The 24690-nt window shown below is 64.7% G+C and carries 2 protein-coding genes (1 of these 2 running past the window's edge); both read left to right on the forward strand.

From position 1 onward, the window contains the following. Positions 1–12441, forward strand: coding sequence for a non-ribosomal peptide synthetase (locus tag BM300_RS13370; RefSeq protein ID WP_092463107.1), 12441 nt, complete (start codon positions 1–3; stop codon positions 12439–12441). Further along, a protein-coding gene (locus BM300_RS13375) for a non-ribosomal peptide synthetase (protein WP_092463108.1) crosses the window boundary here: on the forward strand, positions 12441–24690 show its 5' portion. The gene runs 1286 nt beyond the window's last position; the window shows 12250 of its 13536 coding nt (coding positions 1–12250); it begins with the start codon at positions 12441–12443; its stop codon lies off the right edge, out of view. Before BM300_RS13370 ends, BM300_RS13375 begins: the two co-directional genes overlap by 1 nt.

The following is a 24690-nucleotide window of genomic DNA, read 5'->3' on the forward strand; positions in this document are numbered from 1 at the left end:
ATGAATGCTGAAGACGCCTTGAAACTTGCTCGCCGGTTTATCGGGTTGCCCCTGGACAAGCGCCGGATGTTCCTCGCGGCGCTGGCCAAGGAGGGCGTGGAGTTCAGCGGTTTCCCCATCCCCCAGGGCGTCGAGGCCGAGGATCGCCAGGCGTTGTCCTATGCCCAGCAGCGCATGTGGTTCCTTTGGCAGCTGGAGCCGGACAGCGGCGCCTACAACCTGCCCGGGGCGGTGCGGCTTAGCGGAGTGTTGAGCCTGCCGGCCCTGGAGCAGGCCTTCGCCAGTCTGGTGGCGCGGCATGAAACCCTGCGCACAGTGTTCCAGCGCCAGGCCGACGACCGCCTCCTGCAAGTGCCGGCCAGCGCGCCCCTGGTGATCGACCACGCGGACTTCAGTGCCATGCCGGCCGACGAGCGCGAGCAGGCGGTTCGCCTGGCTGCCGAGGCTCAGTCGATGCGGCCCTTCGACCTGGCCTGCGGCCCGTTGCTGCGGGTCGAATTGCTCAAGCTCGATGAGCAGGAGCACGTGCTGCTGCTGACCCTGCACCACATCGTTTCCGACGGTTGGTCCATGAACGTGTTGATCGATGAGTTCATCCGTTTCTACGACGCCCATGAGGCGGGCGTTGCACCGCAGTTGGCCGACTTGCCGATCCAGTACAGCGACTACGCCCTGTGGCAACGCCGTTGGCTGGAGGCCGGCGAGCTGCAGCGGCAACTCGATTACTGGCAAGCGCAACTGGGCGACGAGCATCCGGTGTTGGAGCTGCCCCTCGACTACCCACGCCCGATGCTGCCGAGCTATCGCGGTCGTCGCCTGGAGCAGGTGGTGGAGGCCGAGCTGGTCGAGCAACTACGCGGCGTGGCCCGGCAGCACGGGGTGACCTTGTTCATGCTGTTGCTGGGTACCTTCAGTGTCCTGCTGCACCGTTACACCGGACAAGACGACCTGCGGGTCGGGGTTCCGGTCGCCAACCGCAACCGCCAGGAAATCGAAGGGCTGATCGGTTTCTTCGTCAACACCCAGGTGTTGCGGGTGCAAGTGGATGGCCAGGCCCGTCTTGGCGACCTGTTGCGCGATATCAAGGAAACCGCCCTCGGCGCCCAGGCCCACCAGGACCTGCCCTTCGAACGGCTGGTCGAGGCGCTGAAGCTTGAGCGCAGCCTGAGCTACAACCCGTTGTTCCAGGTGATGTACAACCACCAGCCGGAAGTGGCCGATGTCACCACGCTGAAAGTCGGCAGCGGTCTGGAGCTGGGGGTCATCGAGTGGGAATCGCGCAGCACCCAGTTCGACTTGAGCCTGGACACCTACGAAAAGGGCGGCCAATTGCATGCCGCGTTCACCTACGCCAGTGATTTGTTCAACCCCGAAACCATCGAGCGCATGGCGCGGCACTGGACGCTGCTGTTGCGCAACATCGTCGCCGACCCACAGCAGCGGGTCGGCGAACTCGCGTTGCTGGCGCCGGCTGAATACCGGCAGTTGGTGACTGAGTGGGGGCGCCACGACACGACCTGGCCGAGCGAGCGCCCGGTGCACGAACTGTTCGAGGCGCAAGCTGAACACGGCCCGGACGCCATCGCCTTGATCTGCGATGGACAACGATTGACCTACGGCCAGCTCAACGCCCGATCCAATCGCCTGGCGCGCACGTTGGTGGCGGCGGGTGTCGGTCCTGACGTGCTGGTGGGCATAGCTGTCGACCGGAGCCTGGAACTGGTGGTCGCCATCCTTGCCGTGCTCAAGGCCGGCGGTGCGTACGTGCCGCTGGACCCTCAGTACCCGGTTGATCGCCTGCGGTTCATGATTCAAGACAGCGCCAGTCGCCTGCTCCTGACCCAAAGCCATTGGCTTGAACGCCTGCCTGTGCCCGAGGGCGTGCGTTGCTTGTGCCTGGATCAGAGCCAGTCTTGGGAAGACACTGAGCCCGGCAATTTGCAACGCCAGGTGTGGGCCGACAGCCTGGCCTACGTCATGTTCACCTCCGGCTCGACCGGGCGCCCGAAAGGCGTCGGCATCAGTCATGGCGCGCTGAGCAAGCATGCGTTTGCCTCGCAGCACTATTACGGTTTGAGCAGTGCCGACTGCGTGCTGCAATTCGCCACGTTCAACTTCGATGCCTTTGGCGAGCAACTGTTCGGGCCGCTGACCTGCGGCGCCTCGGTGCTGCTGCGTGGCAACGAGGTGTGGGACAGCGAAACCCTGTACCGCCACATCGTCGAGCAGGGCATCACGGTCATGGACCTGACCACCGCCTACTGGAACATGATCGCCAAGGAGTTCGCCGCTGCCGGCCCGCGTGACTACGCTGCGCTGCGCCAGGTGCACAGCGGTGGCGAGGCGATGCCGCCCGAGGGCGTGCAGGCCTGGCGTCGGGCCGGGCTCGATCAGGTCAAGCTGCTCAACACCTACGGCCCGACCGAAGCCACGGTCACCGCCACCACCCTTGATTGCAGCGATTACGTCTTCAATCGCCGGCCGCTGCCGCTGACCTTGCCCATTGGTCAACCGCTGCCAGGCCGGCATACCTATCTGCTCGATGGGCACCTCGAACCCACACCTGTGGGCGTGGTCGGCGAGTTGCTGATTGGCGGCGAGCTGCTGGCGCGCGGTTACTTCCAGCGTCCGGGCTTGACCGCCGAACGGTTCATCCCTGATCCGTTTTCCACCACTGGCGCGCGCCTGTATCGTACCGGCGACCTGACACGTTTCAATACCTTGGGCCAGATCGAATACGTCGGGCGCGTTGATCATCAAGTAAAGATCCGCGGTTTGCGCATCGAGCTGGGCGAAGTCGAAGCACGCCTGCTGGAACTGGACGCGGTAAACGCAGCCGTCGTGCTGGCGGTGCAGGGTGGCAGCAGCCTGCAACTGGTGGGCTACGTGGTGCCCCAGGATGCATCGCTGGTGTTGGCCTCGGCCGAGGTGCAGGGCGCGGCGCGGGACACCCTGAAGGCGCAGCTCAAGGATCACCTGCCGGATTACATGGTGCCCACGCAATGGCTGTTCCTGGCGCAATTGCCGCTGAGCCCCAACGGTAAGCTCGACCGCAAGGCCTTGCCTTCAGCCGATGCCAGCCAGCTGCAGCAAGCCTTCATCGCGCCCCGCAGTGAGCTGGAACGAGGCATCGCGGCCATTTGGCAGGACGTGCTCAAGCTTGAACAGGTCGGCCTGACCGACAACTTTTTCGAGCTGGGCGGCGACTCGATCATCTCGATCCAGGTGGTCAGCCGTTCGCGACAGGCCGGGATCCATTTCACCCCCCGTGACCTGTTCCAGCATCAAACCGTACAAGGCCTGGCGAGTGTCGCGCAGCAGGGCGGCAGTGGCCTGCAGATCGATCAAGGGCCGGTCAGCGGCGAGCTGCCGTTGCTGCCCATCCAGCAGGTGTTTTTCGAGGACACCATTGCCCAGCGTCACCACTGGAACCAGGCTGTCCTGTTGCGCAGCCACCTGCCGTTGCAGGCGCCAGCGCTGATGCAGGCCCTCAACGCCTTGGTGGCGCATCACGATGCCTTGCGTTCGCGCTTCACCGAAACCCCGACGGGCTGGCGCGCCGACGTGGCGCCGGTGGCGATCGACCCCGAGTTGCTGTGGACCGCGGATAACCTGAGCGCCGCTGAGCTGCAAGACCTCTGTGCCAAGGCCCAGCGCAGCCTGGATTTGCAAAGGGGCCCGCTGCTGCGTGCAGTACTGGCGAACATGGCCGATGGCAGCCAGCGTCTGTTACTGGCCGTGCACCACCTGGCCGTGGACGGCGTGTCGTGGCGCATCCTGCTGGAAGACCTGCAACGGGCTTATCAACAGGCCAGCGCCGGAGCCGCCCTCCAGTTGCCGGCCAAGACCAGCGCCTACAAGGCCTGGGGCGAACATCTGCAGGCCTACGCGAGCACTGAAACGCTGCGCGCCGAATTGACCTTCTGGCAGCAACAACTGCAAGGCGCCATGATGGATCTGCCCTGGGACAATCCCCAAGGCAGCCGGCAAAGCCGATACGCAAAAGTGCTGCACAGCCGACTCGACAAAACCCTCACCCAGCAACTGCTGCAACAGGCCCCCGCGGCGTATCGCACCCAGGTCAACGACCTGCTGCTGACCGCCCTGGCGCGAGTGATCTGCCGCTGGACCGGGCATGCCGACACGCTGATTCAACTGGAAGGCCATGGCCGCGAAGAGCTGTTCAGCGACGTCGATCTGACCCGTACGGTCGGCTGGTTCACCAGCCTGTTCCCGGTGCGGCTGACTCCTGCCGATAGCGTGGGCGCCGCGATCAAGCAGATCAAGGAGCAGTTGCGGGCGATCCCGAACAAGGGCATAGGTTTTGGTGTGCTGCGCTACCTGGGCGACGACGCGGCACAAGCCTGTCTCAAGGCCTTGCCATTGCCGTGCATCACCTTCAATTACCTCGGCCAGTTCGACGGCAGTTTCGATGCCAGCGAGGGCGCGCTGTTCAGCCCGGCGGGCGAAAGCGCCGGGCTCGAGCAGAGCCTCGATGCGCCGCTGGACAACGGGCTGGGCGTCGAGGGTCAGGTCTACGACGGCGAGCTCGATTTGCGTTGGACGTTCAGCACTGAGCAATTCAACGAGGCGACCATCGCCCGTCTGGCCGATGACTATGCCCGCGAACTGGAAGCGCTGATCGACCATTGTTGCCAGGCCCAATCCATGGGCATCACACCGTCGGACTTCCCGCTGGCGCGCATCACCCAGGCGCAGTTGGACGCGATCCCAGTGCCGGCTGCCGCTATCGAGGACATCTACCCGCTGTCGCCGATGCAGCAAGGCATGCTGTTCCACACCTTGTATGAGCAGGGCACCGGCACCTACATCAACCAGTTATGCGTGGATGTCGATGGCCTCGACCCCGAGCGTTTCCGCGCCGCGTGGCAGGCGACCCTGGACGCCCACGAGATCTTGCGCAGCGGCTTCATCTGGCAGGGTGAGTTGCAGGAGCAGTTGCAGATCATCCATCGCCGCCTGGCGCTGCCTTACACCCTGCTCGATTGGCGCGGGCGCCATGATGTCGCCCAGGCCCTCAAGGATTTCACCGCCGCCGACCTGGCCAAGGGGTTCGACCTGACTCAGGCCGGACTGCTGCGGGTCACGCTGATTCAGCTGAGCGATGAGCGTCATCACCTGATTTTCACCAACCATCACATCCTGATGGACGGCTGGAGCAGCGCGCAGATGCTTGGCGAAGTGCTGCAACGCTACGCCGGTCAACAGCCGCCGCGTCCGGTCAGCCGCTACGCCGATTACATCCAATGGTTGCAGCGCCAGGACACAGCCCTCAGCGAAACGTTCTGGCTGGGGCAACTGGCCGATCTCCAGGAGCCGACGCTGCTCGCAAACGCCGCCGCGGCGAGTGCTGAAGTGCGCAGCGAAAGCGCTCACGCGCTCAGGCATTACACGCTGGACGCGCCGCGCACGGGCCGTCTCAATGCATTCGCCCGCCAGCAGAAAGTCACCGTCAACACCCTGGTGCAAGCGGCGTGGTTGCTGCTGTTGCAGCGTTACACCGGCAGTGATTGCGTGGCGTTCGGCACCACCGTGGCCGGGCGACCGGCAGAATTGGTTGGCATCGAACAACAGGTCGGCCTGTTCATCAACACCTTGCCAGTGATCGCAGGCTCGCGTCCGGACCAGACGGTCGCTGCCTGGTTGGCCGCCGTGCAAGCCCGGAACCTGAGCCTGCGCGAATTCGAGCACACACCGCTGGCAAACATCCAGCGCTGGGCCGGGCAGGGCGGGGGAGCGCTGTTCGACAGCCTGCTAGTGTTCGAAAACTTCCCGATCTCCGCGGCGTTGCAACGTGGCACCGCCCAAGGCGTGGTGTTCGGCGAAGTCGCCAACCAGGATCAGACGCACTACCCGCTGACCCTGGGCGTGACCTTGGGCGAGACGCTGGCGCTGCATATGAGTTTTGACCAGGCGCATTTCAGCGTCGCGACCATCGAGCGCTTGAGTGCGCAATTGCTGCACCTGCTGGAACGGTTTGCCGAATCCGCCGAGCGTCGCCTCGGCGAGATCGCCCTGGCCAACGATGAGGAACACCGGGCGCAACAGGCTGCCAACTACCCGCAACCGTACCCGACCGACATTGCCGTGCATCAACGCATCGCCCATCTGGCGGCGCTGAAACCGCACAGCACGGCGGTGATCTTCGATGGCCAGCGCTTCAGCTATGGCGAGATCGACCGCCGGGCCAACCAATTGGCCCATGCGCTGATCGCCCGTGGCGTGGGCCCGGAAACCCGCGTCGGCGTGGCCCTGCCGCGCAGCGAAGGGGTGATCGTCGCGCTGCTGGCGGTGCTCAAGGCCGGCGCTGCCTACGTGCCGCTGGACACCAGCTACCCCCGTGAACGCCTGGCGTACCTGATCGAGGATTCGGGGCTGGCGCTGTTGCTCACCGATTCTCGCGTGTCGGCGCAGTTGCCCCTGGAACGTGCCGCACAGGTGCTGGAACTCGATCGCCTGGACCTGAGCCTGCAACCCATTCATGCACCTGCGATCGAGGTCGATCCACAGAACCTTGCCTACGTGATCTACACCTCCGGTTCCACCGGCAATCCCAAGGGTGTGAGCGTGGCCCATGGACCGCTGGCGATGCACTGCCAGGCCATCGGCGAGCGCTATGAAATGCGCGACAGTGATTGCGAATTCCATTTCATGTCCTTCGCCTTCGACGGTGCCCATGAGCGCTGGCTCACCAGCCTGACCCATGGTGCCTCGCTGCTGATTCGTGACGACAGTCTGTGGACCCCGGAGCAGACCTATAACGCGATGCGCGAGCACGGCGTGACGGTGGTGGCGTTCCCGCCGGTGTACCTGCAACAACTGGCCGAACACGCCGAGCGCGAAGGCAACCCGCCCAGGGTGCGCATCTATTGCTTCGGCGGCGATGCGGTGCCCAACGCCAGTTTCGAACGGGTCAAGCGCGCCCTCGATCCGGACTTCATCATCAACGGCTACGGCCCGACCGAAACCGTGGTCACGCCGCTGATCTGGAAGGCCGGCCGTGACGTGGCGTGCGGCGCCGCGTATGCGCCCATCGGCAGCCGCATCGGCGACCGCAGCGCCTACGTGCTGGATGCTGACTTGAACCTGCTGCCCCAAGGCATGGCCGGCGAGTTGTACCTGGGCGGCAGCGGCCTGGCCCGGGGTTACCTGAACCGCCCGGCGCTGACGGCCGAGCGCTTTGTCGCTGATCCGTTCAGCGCGGAAGGCGGCTTGCTGTACCGCACCGGCGACCTGGTGCGCCAACGCGCCGACGGCACTTTCGATTACCTGGACCGTATCGACAACCAAGTGAAGATCCGCGGTTTCCGCATCGAACTGGGCGAAGTCGAGGCCAGCCTGCAAGCCCTGGATGGCGTGCGCGAAACGGTCGTCGTGGCTCAAGAAGGCCCGGCTGGTAGCGGCAAGCGCCTGGTTGCCTATGCGGTGGCCGATGAACCCGTGCGCAAGGATTTCGCCGAGCACCTGCGCGAACAGCTCAAGGCGACCCTGCCAGCGCACATGGTCCCGGCCTATCTGCTGCTGCTTGAACGCTTGCCGCTGACTCCCAACGGCAAGCTCGACCGCAAGAACCTGCCCAAGCCCGACGTCAGCCAATTGCAGCAAACCTACGTGGCGCCGCGCAGCCCGCTGGAGCAGCAACTGGCGACCATCTGGCAGGACGTGCTCAAGCTTGGGCAAATCGGCCTGCAGGACAATTTCTTCGAACTGGGCGGCGATTCCATCGTCTCGATCCAGGTGGTCAGTCGCGCCCGGCTGGCCGGTATCCAGTTCACGCCGAAGGATCTGTTCCAGCACCAGACCATCGAGGCCCTGGCCGCCGTGGTCCAGACGGGCGCGCCGCTGCAACCGATCGACCAGCAACCCGTGACCGGCGAAACCGCACTGCTGCCGATCCATCAATGGTTCTTCGCCCAACCGATCCCCGACCGTCATCACTGGAACCAATCGGTGATGCTCAAACCGGCGCAGGCACTGGATGCGCAGGTACTGGAGCAAGCCTTGGGCGCGCTGATCGAGCACCACGACAGCTTGCGCCTGGACTTTATCGAACAGGGCGAAGGCTGGATCGCGCGTTACCGTGATGTCGAGGCGCAGGCCGCTGGCACGCTGCTGTGGCAGGCCAACGTCGCCGATCTCGCTGAGCTGGAAGTGCTGGGCAACCGGGCCCAGCGCAGCCTGCAACTGGACGGCGGCCCGCTGCTGCGCGCGCTGCTGGCGAACCTCGCCGATGGCACGCAGCGGCTGTTGCTGATCGTGCATCACTTGGTGGTGGACGGGGTGTCCTGGCGGATTCTGTTCGAAGACCTGCAAAGCGCTTACCGGCAGATGCTCGCGGGCACGGCGGTGCAACTGCCGGCCAAGACCAGTGCGGTCCAAGCCTGGAGCGCCGCGTTGCAGGACTACGCGGCCAGCGCACCCTTGCAGGCCGAACTGGGCTTTTGGCAGCAACAGTTGCAAGGCGCTTCGGCGGGGTTGCCGTGGGATAATCCCCAGGGCGGGCAGCAACACAGCCAAGCCGTGACGATCCGCTCGGCACTGGATAAAACCCTCACCCGGCAACTGTTGCAGCAGGCCCCGGCGGCCTACCGCACCCAGGTCAACGACCTGCTGCTGACCGCGCTGACGCGGGTGATGGTGCGCTGGACCGGCGACGACAGCGTGTGGGTGCAACTCGAAGGCCATGGCCGCGAAGAGTTGTTCGCCCACGTCGACCTGACTCGTACCGTCGGCTGGTTCACCAGCCTGTTCCCCGCGAAGCTGACCCCGGCTGCCGATCTCGGCGCCTCGCTGAAGCAGATCAAGGAGCAACTGCGCGCCATTCCCAACAAGGGCATTGGCTTCGGCGCCTTGGCGCACCTGGGCGATGACTCTGCGCGCCAACCCCTGCAAGCCTTGCCGAAACCGCAACTGACCTTCAACTACCTCGGCCAGTTCGACGGCAGTTTCGAGGGGGCCGACGAGGCCTTGTTCGTGCCGACCACCGAGCGCGGCGGCGAAGAAGTGAACCTGCAAGGCCCGCTGGGCAGCCCGCTGGCCCTCGACGGCCAAGTGTTCGGCGGCGAGCTGGACTTGAGCTGGACCTTCAGCGGCGACAGGTTCGACGCCGCGACCATCCAGCGCCTGGCCGATGACTATGTACAGGAACTCACCGCGCTCATCGCCCATTGCTGCGACGACAACAGCCGTGGCGTGACGCCGTCGGATTTCCCCTTGGCGCGGCTGACCCAGGCGCAACTCGACACCCTGGTCCAACACCCCCAGGCCATCGACGACATCTACCCGCTGTCACCGATGCAGCAGGGCATGCTGTTTCATACCGTGCTCGAGCAGGACAGTGGCGACTACATCAACCAGATGCGCCTCGACGTCGAGGGCATCGACCCGCAGCGTTTCCGCACCGCCTGGCAAGCCGTGGTCGATGCCCATGACATCCTGCGCAGCGGCTTCTTCTGGCAGGGCGACCTGGCGCAGCCGGTGCAGATCGTGCAGCGACAGGTCGAGGTGCCGTTCCGTGTGCTCGACTGGAACGGGCGCACTGATATTGATGACGCCCTGCAAACCCTCGCCGACGCAGAACGTGCCCAAGGCGTGGACCTGACCCGGGCGCCGCTGATGCGCCTGGTGCTGGTGCGCACCGCCTCCGACCGTCATCACCTGATCTACACCAACCATCACATCCTGATGGACGGCTGGAGCAGCGCGCAGTTGCTCGGCGAAGTCTTGCAGCATTACCGGGGGGAGAGCGTGGTCCGTCCGGCCGGGCGTTATCGCGATTACATTGCCTGGCTGCAACGCCAGGACGAGGCCGCCAGCGAAGCGTTCTGGACGCCTGCGCTGCGACGCCTGGAGACCCCGACGCGCCTGGCCGACGTCATGGCGAAGCCGGCCCAGGCCCAGGCCGGTCATGGCGATCATGTCCAGGTGCTGGACGAAGCGCTGACCCGACGCCTGGAAGCCTTTGCCCGTGCCTCGAAAGTCACCGTCAACACCTTGGTGCAGGCGGCATGGCTGCTGCTGTTGCAGCGTTACACCGGTCGAGACACGGTGGCCTTCGGTGCGACGGTCGCCGGCCGCCCGGCGGATGTGCCCGGCATCGAGCAGCAGATCGGCCTGTTCATCAACACCTTGCCGGTGATCGCCAGCCCGCGGGCCGAGCAATCCCTGGACAGTTGGCTGCAGGCCGTGCAAGGGCAGAACCTGGCGCTGCGGGAGTTCGAGCACACCGCGTTGCTGGACATCCAGCGCTGGGCCGGGCAGGGCGGTGAAACGCTGTTCGACAGCCTGCTGGTGTTCGAGAACTACCCGATTGCCCAAGCCTTGGAGCAAGGCGCGCCAGACGGCCTGCGCTTCGGCCCGGTGGCCACCCAGGAGCAGACCAACTACCCGCTGACGCTGTTGGTGGGCCTCGATCGGCAGTTGTCAGTGCACATGAGCTACCAGCGGGCCAGTTTTGAGCCCGCCAGCGTGGCACGGCTGGCGGCGCACCTGGCTCAACTGTTGGGGCAGATGACCGCCCATGGCGAGCGCTGCCTGGGTGAACTGTCGATGCTTGAGTTCGATGAGCATCAGCGTCTGACCCATGACTGGAACCCGGTGGACGCCCCGTTCGAGCAAACGCTGTGCATTCACCAGATGATCGCTCGTCAGGTCGAAGCCACGCCAGGTGCCCTGGCGGTGACCTTCGCCAACACCCGTCTGAGCTACCGCGAATTGGACGGCCAGGCCAATCGCCTGGCCCATAGACTCATCGAACTGGGTGTGGGCCCGGAAGTGCGAGTGGGCGTGGCAATGCCGCGTTCCGAGCAGTTGCTGATTGCCTTGCTGGCGGTGCTCAAGGCCGGTGGCGCCTACGTCCCGCTGGACCCGGACTATCCGGCCGAACGTGTGGCCTACATGCTCGACGACAGCGGCGCGCGGGTGCTGCTGACCGAGCAAGCGGTGGCGGCGACGCTGACCGTTGCGACCGAGACCGCTGTGTTGATGCTGGATCAACTCGACCTGACGCACTACCCGCTGAGCGCACCCCACACCCAGGTCACGCCAGACAACCTCGCCTACGTGATCTACACCTCCGGCTCCACCGGCAAGCCCAAGGGCGTGGCGATTGCCCATCGCAACGTGCTGGCGCTGATCGACTGGTCGAAATCGGTCTACAGCCGCGACGATATCCAAGGCGTGCTCGCATCGACTTCCGTGTGTTTCGACTTGTCGGTGTGGGAGCTGTTCGTGACCCTGGCCAATGGCGGCTCGCTGATCATCGCTCGTAACGCGTTGGAGTTGCCGCACCTGCCGGCCCGGGATCAGGTGCGCCTGGTCAACACCGTGCCATCGGCCATTGCCGCGTTGCAGCGCAGCGGTGAAATCCCGGCCAGCGTGCGCATCATCAACCTGGCCGGTGAGCCGTTGAAGCAGAGCCTGGTGGAAGCGCTGTACCAGTGTGGCAGCGAGCATGTCTACGACCTCTACGGCCCATCGGAAGACACCACCTATTCCACCTGGACCCGCCGCACCGTCGGCGGCACCGCGAACATCGGCCGGCCCCTCAAGCACACCGCCAGTTACCTGCTGGACGCTAACCTGCAAGCGGTGCCCCAAGGCGTCTCGGCCGAGCTGTACCTGAGCGGCGCGGGCATCACCCGTGGCTACCTCGGCCGTGCCGCGATGACCGCCGAGAAGTACGTGCCCAACCCGTTTTCCAGCAACGGCGAGCGCTTGTATCGCACTGGCGACCTGAGCCGTTATCGCGTCGATGGCGTGCTCGAATATCAGGGCCGGATCGACCATCAGGTGAAGATCCGCGGCTTCCGTATCGAGTTGGGGGAAATCGAAGCGCGGCTGCTGCAACAACCCGAGGTGCTTGAGGTGGCCGTCCTGGCCCAGGACGCGGCGGGAGGCCAGCAACTGGTGGCCTACGTGGTCGCCCCAGCGCTGGACCTGGACGTCACCGAAGCGCTGCGTGCCCTGCGCGATCAGCTCAAGGCCGGTCTCAGGGAACACTTGCCCGACTACATGATTCCGGCGCACCTGCTGTTCCTCGATCAACTGCCGCTGACGCCCAACGGCAAGCTCGACCGCAAGGCCTTGCCGGCCCCGGAGACCGGCTTGCTGCAAACCGGTTATGTCGCGCCGGCCAGTGAACTCGAGCAGCAGGTCGCGGCGATCTGGGCCCAGGTGCTCACGGTGGAACGCGTGGGTTTGAACGATCACTTCTTCGAGCTGGGCGGCCATTCGCTGCTGGCGGTCAATGCCGTCTCGCGTCTCGCCCTCGAATTGGGGCTGAGCCTGACCCCGCAACTGATTTTCCAGCACCCCGTCCTGAGGGACTTTGTCGCGCAACTGGACATCGGGGACGGGCCAATCAACGAACAGAAACTGAACAAGCTGGAAGCCCTGCTTGATGAAATGGAGGAAGTCTGATGGATAAGAGTGTTGCTTTGAGGATTGCCAAGCGCTTTATCACTCTGCCGCTGGACAAACGCCGGCTGTACCTGGAAAAAATGCTCGAAGAGGGCGTCTCGCCGGCCAACCTGCCGATCCCCGAGGTGCGCTCCGGGTTTGAACACATCGCGCTGTCCTATGCCCAGGAACGCCAGTGGTTCCTGTGGCAGATGGACCCGCACAGCTCGGCCTATCACATCCCCAGTGCCCTGCGCCTCAAGGGGCCGTTGGACGTGGCCGCCCTGGAGCGCAGCTTCAACGCCCTGGTCGAGCGCCACGAGAGCTTGCGCACCACTTTCATCGAGCATGGCGAGCAGGCCGTGCAGGTCATCCACCCGCACATGCCGCTGCGTATTGCGGTCCACGCGTTGCCCGCCGGTTCGCCAGCCAGCCAGGACGACAGCATCAAGGCCTTCGTCGAGGCGCAAAGCGCGCGCCCATTCGATCTGCGCCAAGGGCCGCTGCTGCGGGTTTCACTGTTGCAAATCGCCGAAGACGACCATGTGCTGGCGCTGATCCAGCACCACATCATCTCCGATGGCTGGTCGATGCAGGTGCTGGTGGATGAGCTGGTCCGCCATTACGCTGCGGACACTGCCGGCCAGCCACTGGAACTCCCGGAACTGACCGTGCAGTACGCCGACTACGCCATCTGGCAGCGCCACTGGCTCGAGGCCGGTGAGCGCGAGCGGCAACTGGCCTATTGGCTCCAGACCCTGGGTGGCGAACAACCAGTTTTAGAGCTGCCCCTCGATCACCCACGCCCACCCGTGCAGAGTTTTCGCGGTGCGCGCCTGGACCTGAACCTGTCGCCGGAACTGGGCGCGGCGCTCAAGCAACTGGCCCAACGTGAAGGGGCCAGTTTGTTCATGGTGTTGCTGGCCTCGTTCCAGGCGTTGCTGCACCGCTACAGTGGCCAGCCGCAGATCCGCGTCGGCGTGCCCGTGGCCAACCGCAACCGGGTCGAGACCGAGGGCCTGATCGGCTTTTTCGTCAACACCCAGGTGCTCAGCGCCGATGTCGATGGGCAGTTGCCGTTCGATCGCTTACTCGCTCAGGTCAAGCAGTCGGCCATGGCCGCCCAGGCTCATCAGGACTTGCCGTTCGAGCAGTTGATCGAAGCCCTGCAACCGGAACGCAGCCTGAGCCACAGCCCGATCTTCCAGGTCATGTTCAACCACCAGACAGCCAGTGATACCCAGGACCGGCAGTTGCAGTTGCCCCGGCTGAGCATCGAAGACCTGGTGTGGGAAGGGCGCACCGCCCAGTTCGACCTGACCCTGGGCACCTATGAAACCGAGCAGGGCGTTGCCGCCGAGCTGACCTACGCCACCGACCTCTTCGAGCCGCAGACTATCGAACGCCTGGCCCATCACTGGCAGAACCTGCTGCAAGGCATTGTCGAGACGCCGCAACAACGTATCGGTGAGTTGCCGTTGCTTGACGCCGCCCAGCAGCGCCTGACGCAGCAAGACTGGTACCGCGTGGCCGACCACGGTGCCGGAACCGGATGCGTGCACTGGCGCATCGCCGAACAAGCGCGCCAGACCCCCGACGCGCTGGCGCTGACCATCGATGGACAGACCCTGACCCATGGGCAACTGGACGCGCGCGCCAACCAGCTCGCCCACCGCTTGATGGCCCTGGGCGTGACGCCTGACCAGCCAGTGGGCATCGCGGTGGAGCGCAGCGTCGAGATGATCGTCGGCCTGCTGGCGATCCTCAAGGCCGGTGGCGCCTACGTGCCCCTGGACCCGGCGTATCCCGAGGATCGCCTGGCCTACATGATCGAGGACAGCGGCATCGAACTGCTGTTGACCCAGGCCCGTTTGCAGGCGCTGCTGCCGATTCCGGCCACCCTGCAGACCCTGTTGCTGGACCAGCCCGACGCCGCGCTGCAGGCCGCACCGCGCAGCTGTCCGGTGGTGCCACTGAGCGCCGAGCATCTGGCCTACGTCATCTACACCTCCGGTTCCACCGGCAAACCCAAGGGCGTGATGGTACGCCACGGTGCGCTGAGCAATTTCGTCGTCAGCATGATCGCCCAGCCAGGCCTTGTGGCCAGCGATCGCATGCTTTCCCTGACGACGTTTTCCTTCGACATTTTTGGCCTGGAAATCTACGGCCCGTTGTCGGCCGGGGCCAGCATCGTACTGACCGGCCAGAACGTCCACCAGGATCCGCAAGCGGTGCTGGCGCTGATCGAGCGCCATGACGTGACCGTATTGCAAGCCACGCCTTCGAGCTGGCGCATGCTGCTGGATCACGAGCAGTCTGCGCTGTTGGCCGAGCGCACGTTCCTGTGTGGCGGCGAGGCGTTGCCCCTGGAGCTGGCGCAACGCTTGTTGGCCCTTTCGTCGAAGGTCTGGAACCTCTACGGTCCGACCGAAACCACGATCTGGTCGGCGGTGCATCCCTTGAGCCCGGAAAGCAGCCGTCCGTTCCTGGGCAAACCCCTGGACAACACGGCGCTGTACATCGTTGGCAGCGACCTGACGCTCAACCCACCCGGTGCGCCGGGTGAGCTGCTGATTGGCGGTGAAGGCCTGGCCCGCGGCTATTTCCAACGCCCGGCCCTGACCGCCGAACGTTTCGTGCCCGATCCGTTTTCGCGCACGGGCGAGCGGCTGTACCGCACTGGCGACTTGACCCGTTATCGGGCCGAAGGCGTGGTCGAGTACATCGGCCGTATCGACCATCAAGTGAAGATCCGTGGCTTGCGGATCGAACTGGGGGAAATCGAAGCGGCGTTGCTGGCCCAGGCGAGCGTGCGTGAAACCGTGGTGGTGGCCCATGAAGGCCCGACCGGGGCGCAACTGGTGGGCTATGTGGTGCCGGTCACGGCTGAGGTGTTGGACGCCGAGGCCGAGGCCGCGTTGCGCGCCTCGCTGAAAACCGCGCTCAAGGCGCAGTTGCCCGAGTACATGGTTCCGGCGCACCTGTTGTTCCTGGCGCAACTGCCGCTGACGCCCAACGGCAAGGTCGATCGCAAGGCGTTGCCGGCCCCGGATGCCAGCGAATTGCAACGTGCCTACGTGGCGCCCCGCAGCCAGCGCGAGCAGCAAGTGGCGCAGATCTGGCAGGAGGTCCTCAAGCTTGAGCGTGTCGGGCTGCACGACAACTTTTTCGAGTTGGGCGGACACTCGTTGCTGGTGACCCAAGTGGTCTCGCGGGTTCGTCGGCTGCTGGACATCGAGGTGCCGCTGCGCAGCCTGTTCGAATACAGCACGTTGCAGGATTTTGTCGCGGCCCTCGACGCCGGGTCGGGCGTACAGCCCCAGGCCATGGCCGCCGTGGCGCGGGATAAGCCACTGCCGCTGTCGTTTGCCCAGGAGCGCCAGTGGTTCCTGTGGAAAATGGACCCGGACAGTGCCGCCTACAACATTCCCACGGCGCTGCGATTGCGCGGCACCCTGGACAAAGTCGCCCTGCGCCGCAGCTTTGAAGCGCTGGTGCAACGGCATGAAAGCTTACGCACCGTGTTCGTGGAGGACGATGGACGCACCTGCCAGGTGATTCGCCCGCAGGGGCAGGTCAGCTTCGTCGAACAACGTCTGAGCGCAGCGGATGAGGCCAGCATTCAGGCCTTCCTCGAAGAGCAGACACAACGCCCGTTCGACCTCCTGAACGATGCGCTGCTGCGTGTGGCATTGCTGGAACTGGGTGAGCAGGACCACGTCCTGGCGCTGACCCTGCACCACATCGTTTCCGATGCCTGGTCGTTGCAGGTGATGGTCGACGACCTGATGAGCCTGTATTCGGCGTTCACCCAGGGGCAGCCCGCGCAGTTGCCCGGGCTGGAAGTGCAATACGCCGACTATGCCGTCTGGCAGCGCCAATGGATGGCCGCCGGCGAACAGGATCGGCAACTGGCCTACTGGACCGCGCAACTGGGCAGCGAGCAACCCCTGCTGGAACTGCCCACCGACCATCCGCGCCCGGCCCAGCAAAGCCTGCGCGGGGCGCGGCTGCCGATTGTGCTGGATCCTGCGTTGAGCGATGCCCTCAAGGCCCTGGCCCGGCGGGAAAACGTCACGCTGTTCGTGCTGTTGCTCGGTTCCTTCCAGGCCCTGCTGCACCGCTACAGCGGCCAGGCCGACATCCGCGTCGGGGTGCCGATTGCCAACCGTCAACGCCTGGAAACCGAACGGTTGATCGGTTTCTTCGTCAATACCCAGGTGCTGCGCGCCGAGTTCCACAGCGATCTGACCGGTGCCGATTTGCTGCAACAACTCAAGCAGACGGCCATGGCGGCGCAGATGCATCAGGACCTGCCGTTCGAGCAATTGGTCGATGCCTTGCAGCCCCAGCGTAACCTGAGCCACAGCCCGTTGTTCCAGGCCATGTTCAACCACCGCAACGAAACCGCCTCGGTCTTTGAAGACGCATTGCCGGGCCTGGCGGTCGAACCCCTTGGCTGGGCGCAGCGCACCGCGCAGTTCGACCTGAGCCTGGAGACCACCGACAGCCCGCAGGGCCTGCACGCTGCGTTGATCTACGCGACGGACCTGTTCGAGCCGGCCACCCTCGAACGCATGGGCCAGCATTGGCTCAACCTGTTGCACGGCTTGGTGCAGGACCTGCATCGCCCGGTTGCGCAGTGGACGTTGCTGGACGCTGTCGAGCGTCGGCGCCTGCTCGTCGACTGGAATGCGACGGCGGTTGCGTATCCGCTCGATCGCAGTGTCCAGGGTTTGATCGAAGAACAGGTACGCCGGACCCCGGATGCCCCGGCGCTGGTGTTTGGCGAGCAACGCCTGAGCTACGGCGAACTCAACGCCCAGGCCAATCGCCTGGCTCACACCCTGATCGAGCATGGCGTCGGCCCGGATGTGTTGGTGGGCATCGCCGTGGAGCGTTCGGTGGAAATGGTCCTGGGGCTGTTGGCGATTCTCAAGGCCGGCGGTGCCTATGTGCCCCTGGACCCGGAATACCCCCGGGATCGCCTGGCCTACATGTTCGAGGACAGCGGCATCGGTTTGCTGCTGACCCAGCAGCATTTGCTCGATCAGTTGCCGATTCCGCAGGGGATCGACAGCCTGGTGCTGGACCTGCCTGATGGCGGGGTGTACGCAGGTTGCGACACAAATCCGGACGTGGTGGTCGACGGCGAGAACCTGGCCTACGTGATCTACACCTCCGGTTCCACCGGCAAGCCCAAGGGCGCGGGCAACCGGCATTCGGCACTGGTCAACCGCCTGTGCTGGATGCAGCAGGCCTATGGGCTCGATGCCACCGACAGCGTGCTGCAAAAAACGCCGTTCAGTTTCGACGTGTCGGTGTGGGAGTTCTTCTGGCCGCTGCTGACCGGCGCGACCCTGGTGGTGGCCGCGCCGGGCGTGCATCGCGACCCGACGCAACTGATCGAGTTGATCACCGCACAGCGCATCACCACGCTGCACTTCGTGCCATCGATGTTGCAGGCTTTTGTGCAAGACCCCCACGTGGCCGAATGCACCAGCCTCAAACGCATCGTTTGCAGCGGTGAAGCCCTGCCGGTGGACGCCCAGCAGCAGGTGTTCGCCAAACTGCCGAACGCCGGCCTGTACAACCTCTATGGCCCGACCGAGGCGGCCATCGACGTGACTCACTGGACCTGTGTCGAGGAAGGTCGCGACAGCGTGCCGATTGGCCAGCCGATCGCCAACCTGGGCACCTACATCCTGGATGATGAGCTTTCGCCGGTTCCGGTGGGCGTGATCGGCGAGTTGTACCTGGCGGGCGAGGGACTGGCCCGTGGATACCACCGCCGCGCCGCGCTGACGGCCGAGCGGTTCGTGACCGGCCCCTTTGGCCACGGCCAGCGGCTGTACCGCACTGGCGACCTGGCGCGCTACCGCACCAACGGTGTGATCGAATACGCCGGGCGCATGGACCATCAGGTGAAAATCCGTGGCCTGCGCATCGAACTGGGGGAAATCGAAGCGCGCCTGGCCGAGCACGATGACGTGCGCGAAACCGTGGTGATCGCCCAGGGCGGTAGCCTGCTAGTGGCCTACGTGGTGCCGACACGCGCTGAATTACTGAGCGCCGAAGAGGCCGTGCGCCAGGCGCTGCAAGGCCGCCTCAAGGCGCATTTGAGCCAGTCCTTGCCCGACTACATGGTGCCGCAGCACTGGTTGTGGCTGGAAAAAATGCCGGTCAGCCCCAACGGCAAATTGGAGCGCAAGGCGCTGCCCCCAGCCGATCTCAGCGCCAGCCCCAAGGCTTACGTCGCAGCGCATACCGCCATGGAACAGGCACTGGCCGGTATCTGGCAAAGCGTGCTCGGGCAAGCGCAAGTGGGTGTCAGCGACAACTTCTTCGAACTGGGGGGCGATTCGATCATCTCCATCCAGGTGGTCAGCCGGGCCCGTCAGGCCGGGATCCATTTCAGCCCCAAGGATTTGTTCGTCCACCAGACCATCCAAGGCCTCGCCAGTGTGGCCACCCTGGATGACAGCCGCCCCGGCATCGACCAGGGCCCGGTGACGGGGAACGCGGTGTTGCTGCCGTTCCAGCAGTTGTTTTTCGAACAGGACATGGCCGAGCCTCACCACTGGAACCAGTCGGTACTGCTCAAGGGCTTACGACCGATCCACGGCGGGCACCTGGAGCAGGCGCTCCAGGCCTTGGTGACCCACCACGATGCCTTGCGCCTGGCCTTCAAACGCGAAAATGGCAGCTGGACCGGGCACCATCAAACCCTCGCCGAGCAGCAGGCGGCTTGGCAACGTTCACCGCTGTTGTGGACCGCCGAAGTGGCCGATTCCCCGGCGCTCGAACGCTTGGCCGAACAAGCCCAGCGCAGCCTGGCACTGGAAAGCGGCGAGTTGCTGCGTGGGGTATTGGCAAACCTCGCCGACGGCAGTCAACGGCTGTTGCTGGTGATTCATCACTTGGTGGTGGACGGGGTGTCCTGGCGCATTCTGCTGGAAGACCTGCAACAGGCTTACCAGCAGTTGCAAGCCGGCCAGGCCCTCAAGCTGCCGGCCAAGACCAGCGCTACGCAGGCCTGGGCGCAACGCTTGAAATTGCACGCCGACAGTGCGGCGTTGCAGGTGCAGATGGCTTACTGGCAAGCGCAACTGGAGGGCGCTCGTCACGATCTGCCTTGCGACCGGCCTCAGGGCGAATTGCGCAGGTGCGATGGGATGCAGGTTCAGACGCGACTGGACAAAGACCAGACCCGCCGGCTCTTGCAGCAAGCGCCAGCGGCCTATCGGACCCAGGTCAACGATCTGCTGTTGACCGCCCTGGCCCGGGTCATCGGTCGATGGACCGCAGAGGCCTCGACCTTGATTCAACTGGAAGGCCATGGCCGTGAAGCGCTGTTCGATGACGTGGACCTGAGCCGCAGCGTCGGCTGGTTCACCAGTCTGTTCCCGGTGCGGTTGACACCGGCAGCGACCGCTGGGGAGTCGATCAAGGCCATCAAGGAGCAATTGCGGGCGATCCCCGACAAAGGCCTCGGATTCGGTGTATTGCGCTACCTGGGCGACGAGCAGACGCGGCGTACCCTTGAGGCGCTGCCGAAGCCGCGGATCACCTTCAACTACCTGGGCCAGTTCGACAGCGGTTTTGCCGAGGAGGCCGACGGGCTGTTCAGCCCGGCCAGTGAAGCGGCAGGCGAGCCACAGAGCCCCCTGGCGCCGCTGGACAACTGGTTGACGCTCAACGGCAGTGTCTACGCGGGCGAGCTGAGCATCGACTGGACATTCAGCGCGCAGATGTTCGACGCCTCGACGATCCAGGCGCTGGCGGTGGACTACGGTCAAGAGTTGCAAGCGCTGATCGAGCACTGCTGCCAGGCGCAACACCAGGGCTTCACACCGTCGGACTTCCCCCTGGCCGGGTTGACCCAGGCGCAACTGGACGCCTTGCCGCTGGCGCCGCGACAGGTCGAGGACATCTATCCGTTGTCGCCGATGCAGCAGGGCATGCTGTTCCACACGTTGCTTGAGCAACAGGCCGGCAACTACATCAATCAGTTGCGGGTAGATGTCGAAGGCCTGGACGTCGAGCGCTTCCGTCAGGCCTGGCAGGCGGCCATGGACGCCCATGACGTGCTGCGCAGCAGTTTTGTCTGGGAAGGCGAATTCAAGCGCGCCTTGCAGGTGGTGCACAAACGCTTGGAGGTTGCGTTTGTATCCCACGACTGGCGCGCCAGGCCGGATTTGTCACAGGACCTTGAAGCCCTTGCATGGGCGCAGCGCCAGGGCTTTGAACTGGATGCGGCGCCGTTGCTGCGACTGGTGGTGGCGCGCGTGGCAGAGGACCGCTATCACTTGATCTACACCAGCCATCACATCCTGATGGATGGCTGGAGCAACTCGCAGTTGCTCGGCGAAGTGCTGCAACGCTACAGCGGCCAGGTCCTGGCCCGACCATCCGGATGCTACCGCGACTACATCGAGTGGCTGTCGGCTCAAGACCCACGGGCCAACGAGCAATTCTGGCAGGCGCAACTGGCCGAACTGGACGAGCCGACGTTGCTGGCGGGGGCTTTTGCCCGGGACAACCGCACCGATGCCCGCCATGGCCACGGCGAACACGAGCAGTTGCTCGATGCCCAAACCACGGCGCGGCTGCAGCGCTTTGCCCGTGAGCAGAAAGTCACGGTCAACACGCTGGTGCAAGCGGCCTGGCAGTTGTTGCTGCAACGCTGTACCGGACATTCCACCGTTGCCTTCGGCGCCACCGTGGCCGGACGTCCGGCACAGATTCCCGGCGTGGAGCAGCAGATCGGCCTGTTCATCAACACCTTGCCGGTCATCGGCCAGCCCCGGGCCGAGCAGAGCGTCGGCCAATGGTTGCAGGAGGTCCAGGGGCGCAACCTGAGCCTGCGCGAGCACGAACACACGCCGCTGTTCGATATCCAGCGCTGGGCCGGGCAGGGCGGTGCGGCGCTGTTCGACACGCTGTTGGTGTTCGAGAACTACCCGGTTGCCCAGGCGTTGCAAGAGGGGGCGCCGGCCACGTTGCGCTTCGGCGAGGTGGCCAATCACGAACAAACCAACTACCCGCTGACCCTGGCGGTGAACCTGGGTGAAACGCTGTCGTTGCTCTTGAGTTACAGCCACGACAGCTTCACGCCGGCCGACGTGAGTCGTATCGGCGGGCACCTGCGCCATCTGCTGGAGCAACTGACCCTGGGCGGCGAGCGCTCGGTCGGGCAATTGGCATTGCTCGATGCCGAACAGCAACAGGTCCAGCAGGGTTGGAACGCCACCGCGATGGATTACCCCCTCGATCGCAGTGTGCATCGACTGATTGAAGCGCAAGTGGATAAAACCCCCGATGCCTGTGCCCTGGTTTTTGCCTCCCAACGGCTGAGCTATGCCGACCTCAATGCCCAGGCCAACCGCCTGGCCCATGTGCTGATCGAGCACGGGGTCGGCCCGGATGTGCTGGTGGGCATCGCCGTGGAGCGCTCGGTGGAAATGGTGGTCGGCCTGTTGGCGATCCTCAAGGCCGGCGGCGCCTACGTGCCGCTGGACCCGGAGTATCCCCAGGATCGCCTGGCCTACATGTTCGACGACAGCGGCATTGGCTTGCTGCTGACCCAGGGGCATTTGCTGGAACAACTGCCGCTGCCGACCGGCCTGCGCAGCCTGGTACTGGATCAGCCCGGCGACTGGCTGGCCGGTCGCAGCGACCGCAATCCAGCGGTCGCGGTCGATGGTGAAAACCTCGCCTACGTGATCTACACGTCGGGCTCCACCGGCAAACCCAAGGGCGCGGGTAACCGTCACTCGGCGCTGGCCAACCGGTTGTTCTGGATGCAGGACGCCTATGGGCTGGAGGCGAGCGACCGGGTGCTGCAAAAAACCCCGTTCAGTTTCGACGTGTCGGTCTGGGAGTTCTTCTGGCCATTGTTGACCGGTTCGACCCTGGTCATGGCGCCGCCCGGCGCCCACCGCGACCCGGCGCAGATGATCGAGCTGATCAGCGCGCAGCAGATCACCACCTTGCACTTCGTCCCGTCGATGTTGCAGGTGTTCATGCAAGACCCGGAGGTGGGTCGTTGCCAGAGCCTGAAGCGGATCATTTGCAGTGGCGAAGCCTTGCCGGTGGATGCCCAGTTGCAGGTGTTCGCCAAACTGCCCGCCGCCGGCCTGTACAACCTGTACGGCCCCACCGAAGCGGCCATCGACGTGACGCATTGGACCTGTGTCGACGAAGGCCGGGACGCGGTGCCGATTGGCCAACCGATCGCCAACCTGAGTACGTTTATCCTCGACCCGGACCTGTCGCCGTTGCCGGTGGGGGTCACCGGCGAGCTGTACCTGGGGGGCGAAGGCCTGGCGCGGGGTTATCACCGTCGCCCGGCGTTGACCGCCGAGCGCTTCGTCACCAGCCCGTTTGGTGACGGCGCGCGCCTGTACCGGACCGGCGACCTGGCGCGCTACCGGGCCGACGGGGTGATCGAGTACGCCGGGCGCCTGGATCATCAGGTGAAAATCCGTGGCCTGCGCATTGAACTGGGCGAGATCGAGGCGCGCCTGGCCGAACATGCCGAGGTCCGCGACAGCGTCGTGATCGCCCAGGACGGCACGTTGCTGGTGGGCTATGTGGTGCCGCAATCCTCGGCGCTGTTGAATGCCGAGGCCAGTATCGGCCTTGCCTTCGAGCAGGCCTTGAAGACCCACCTGGGCCAGCACCTGCCGGACTACATGGTCCCGCAGCATTGGGTATGGCTTGAGCGCATGCCGGTGAGCCCGAACGGCAAACTGGAGCGCAAGGCGCTGCCCCGATTCGACGCCAACCAGTCGCAGCAAGGCTTCGTGCCGCCCGAGGGTGAGCTGGAGCAACGGATTGCCTGCATCTGGCAAGAAGTACTGGAGGTAGAGCAGATCGGGCGCAACGATCATTTCTTCGAACGCGGCGGCCATTCGTTGCTGGCCACCCAGGCCGTCTCACGACTGCGCAAGCTGACGGACTATCCGCTGAGCCTGCGGGACCTGTTCAATCATCCGCAGCTCAAGGCGCTGGCGGCCCTGATGGCTGGGAGTGCGGATGGAGCGGTTCGGGCGGGCGACTCCAGTGGGATCCGGCTCAAGGCCCATGGGCCGCGACGTTCGGCACCGTTGTCGCTGGTGCAGCGGCGCCTGTGGATCGCCGAACAATTGTCCGGCGGCACCTCGGCCTATGGCATGCCCCTGGCGTTGCGCTTGTCTGGCGAGTTGTCGGTGGAACATCTGTTGAGCAGCTTCGCCGCCGTGGTCCGCCGCCATGACGTGCTGCGCACGGCGTACACCCAGGACGACGAAGGCGATCCGCTGGCGCTGATTGCCGATGAGATCGAAGGGGGCTTCCCGGTGATCGATTTGTCGAGCCTCTCGCCCAGTGCCCAGCAAGAACAGGTGGCCCGGGCGACGCTGGAAAACGCGCGCACGCCGATTGACCTGCAACAGGCTCCGCTGTGGCGCGGGCGGATCCTGCACCTGGGACCGACCGAGCATGTGTTGTTGTATTCCATGCACCACATCATCTCCGATGGCTGGTCGATGGGGCTGTTGATCAACGAGCTGGTGCAGGTCTACGAAGCGTCCCTCAACGGCCAGCCGATGCCGCTGTCGCCCCTGGACGTTCAGTACTACGACTTCGCGTTGTGGCAGCAGGCGCTGGAAGAGCAGGGCGTGCTGGCGCGTCAGGCCGACTACTGGAAACACCGGCTCAGTGGCTATGACGGTCGCCTGAGCCTGCCACTGGAAAACCCTCGGGGGCAGACAGCGTCCTATGACGGCGATGCGTTGCAGTTCCACCTTTCCCCCGGATTGACGGCGGCATTGCGGCGTTTATCCAGCGAGGCCGGTGTCACGCTGTACAGCACGCTGCTGGCGTCGTTCCAGGTGTTGTTGCACCGGGTCTGCGCGGCGCAAGACATCGTCGTCGGTGCTGATGTGGCCGGTCGTGAACAGCCTGAGCTTGAGCGCCTGATCGGTTTCTTCGTCAATGTGTTGCCTCTGCGTTCACGCTTTGATGCCGAACTCACGTTTGCGGCGTTCCTGGCCCACACCCAGGACAACCTGCTCGGTGCGCTGGAGCATCAGGACCTGCCATTCGACCAGATTGTCGAGGCGTCGGGCGTACCGCGACACAAGGGGATGAATCCGTTACTCCAGGTGTTGTTCGTGATGAACAACGTACCGGTACGCAGCCGAACCGTGGCCGGCTTGAACGTGGAAGCCCTGCCAGCCCTCGAGACCCATTCTAAATTCGACATGGCGTTGTTCGTTGACGAAG

It is taken from the genome of Pseudomonas sp. NFACC46-3 (genome assembly GCF_900114515.1).
Classification (GTDB): Bacteria; Pseudomonadota; Gammaproteobacteria; order Pseudomonadales; family Pseudomonadaceae; genus Aquipseudomonas; species Aquipseudomonas fluorescens_Q.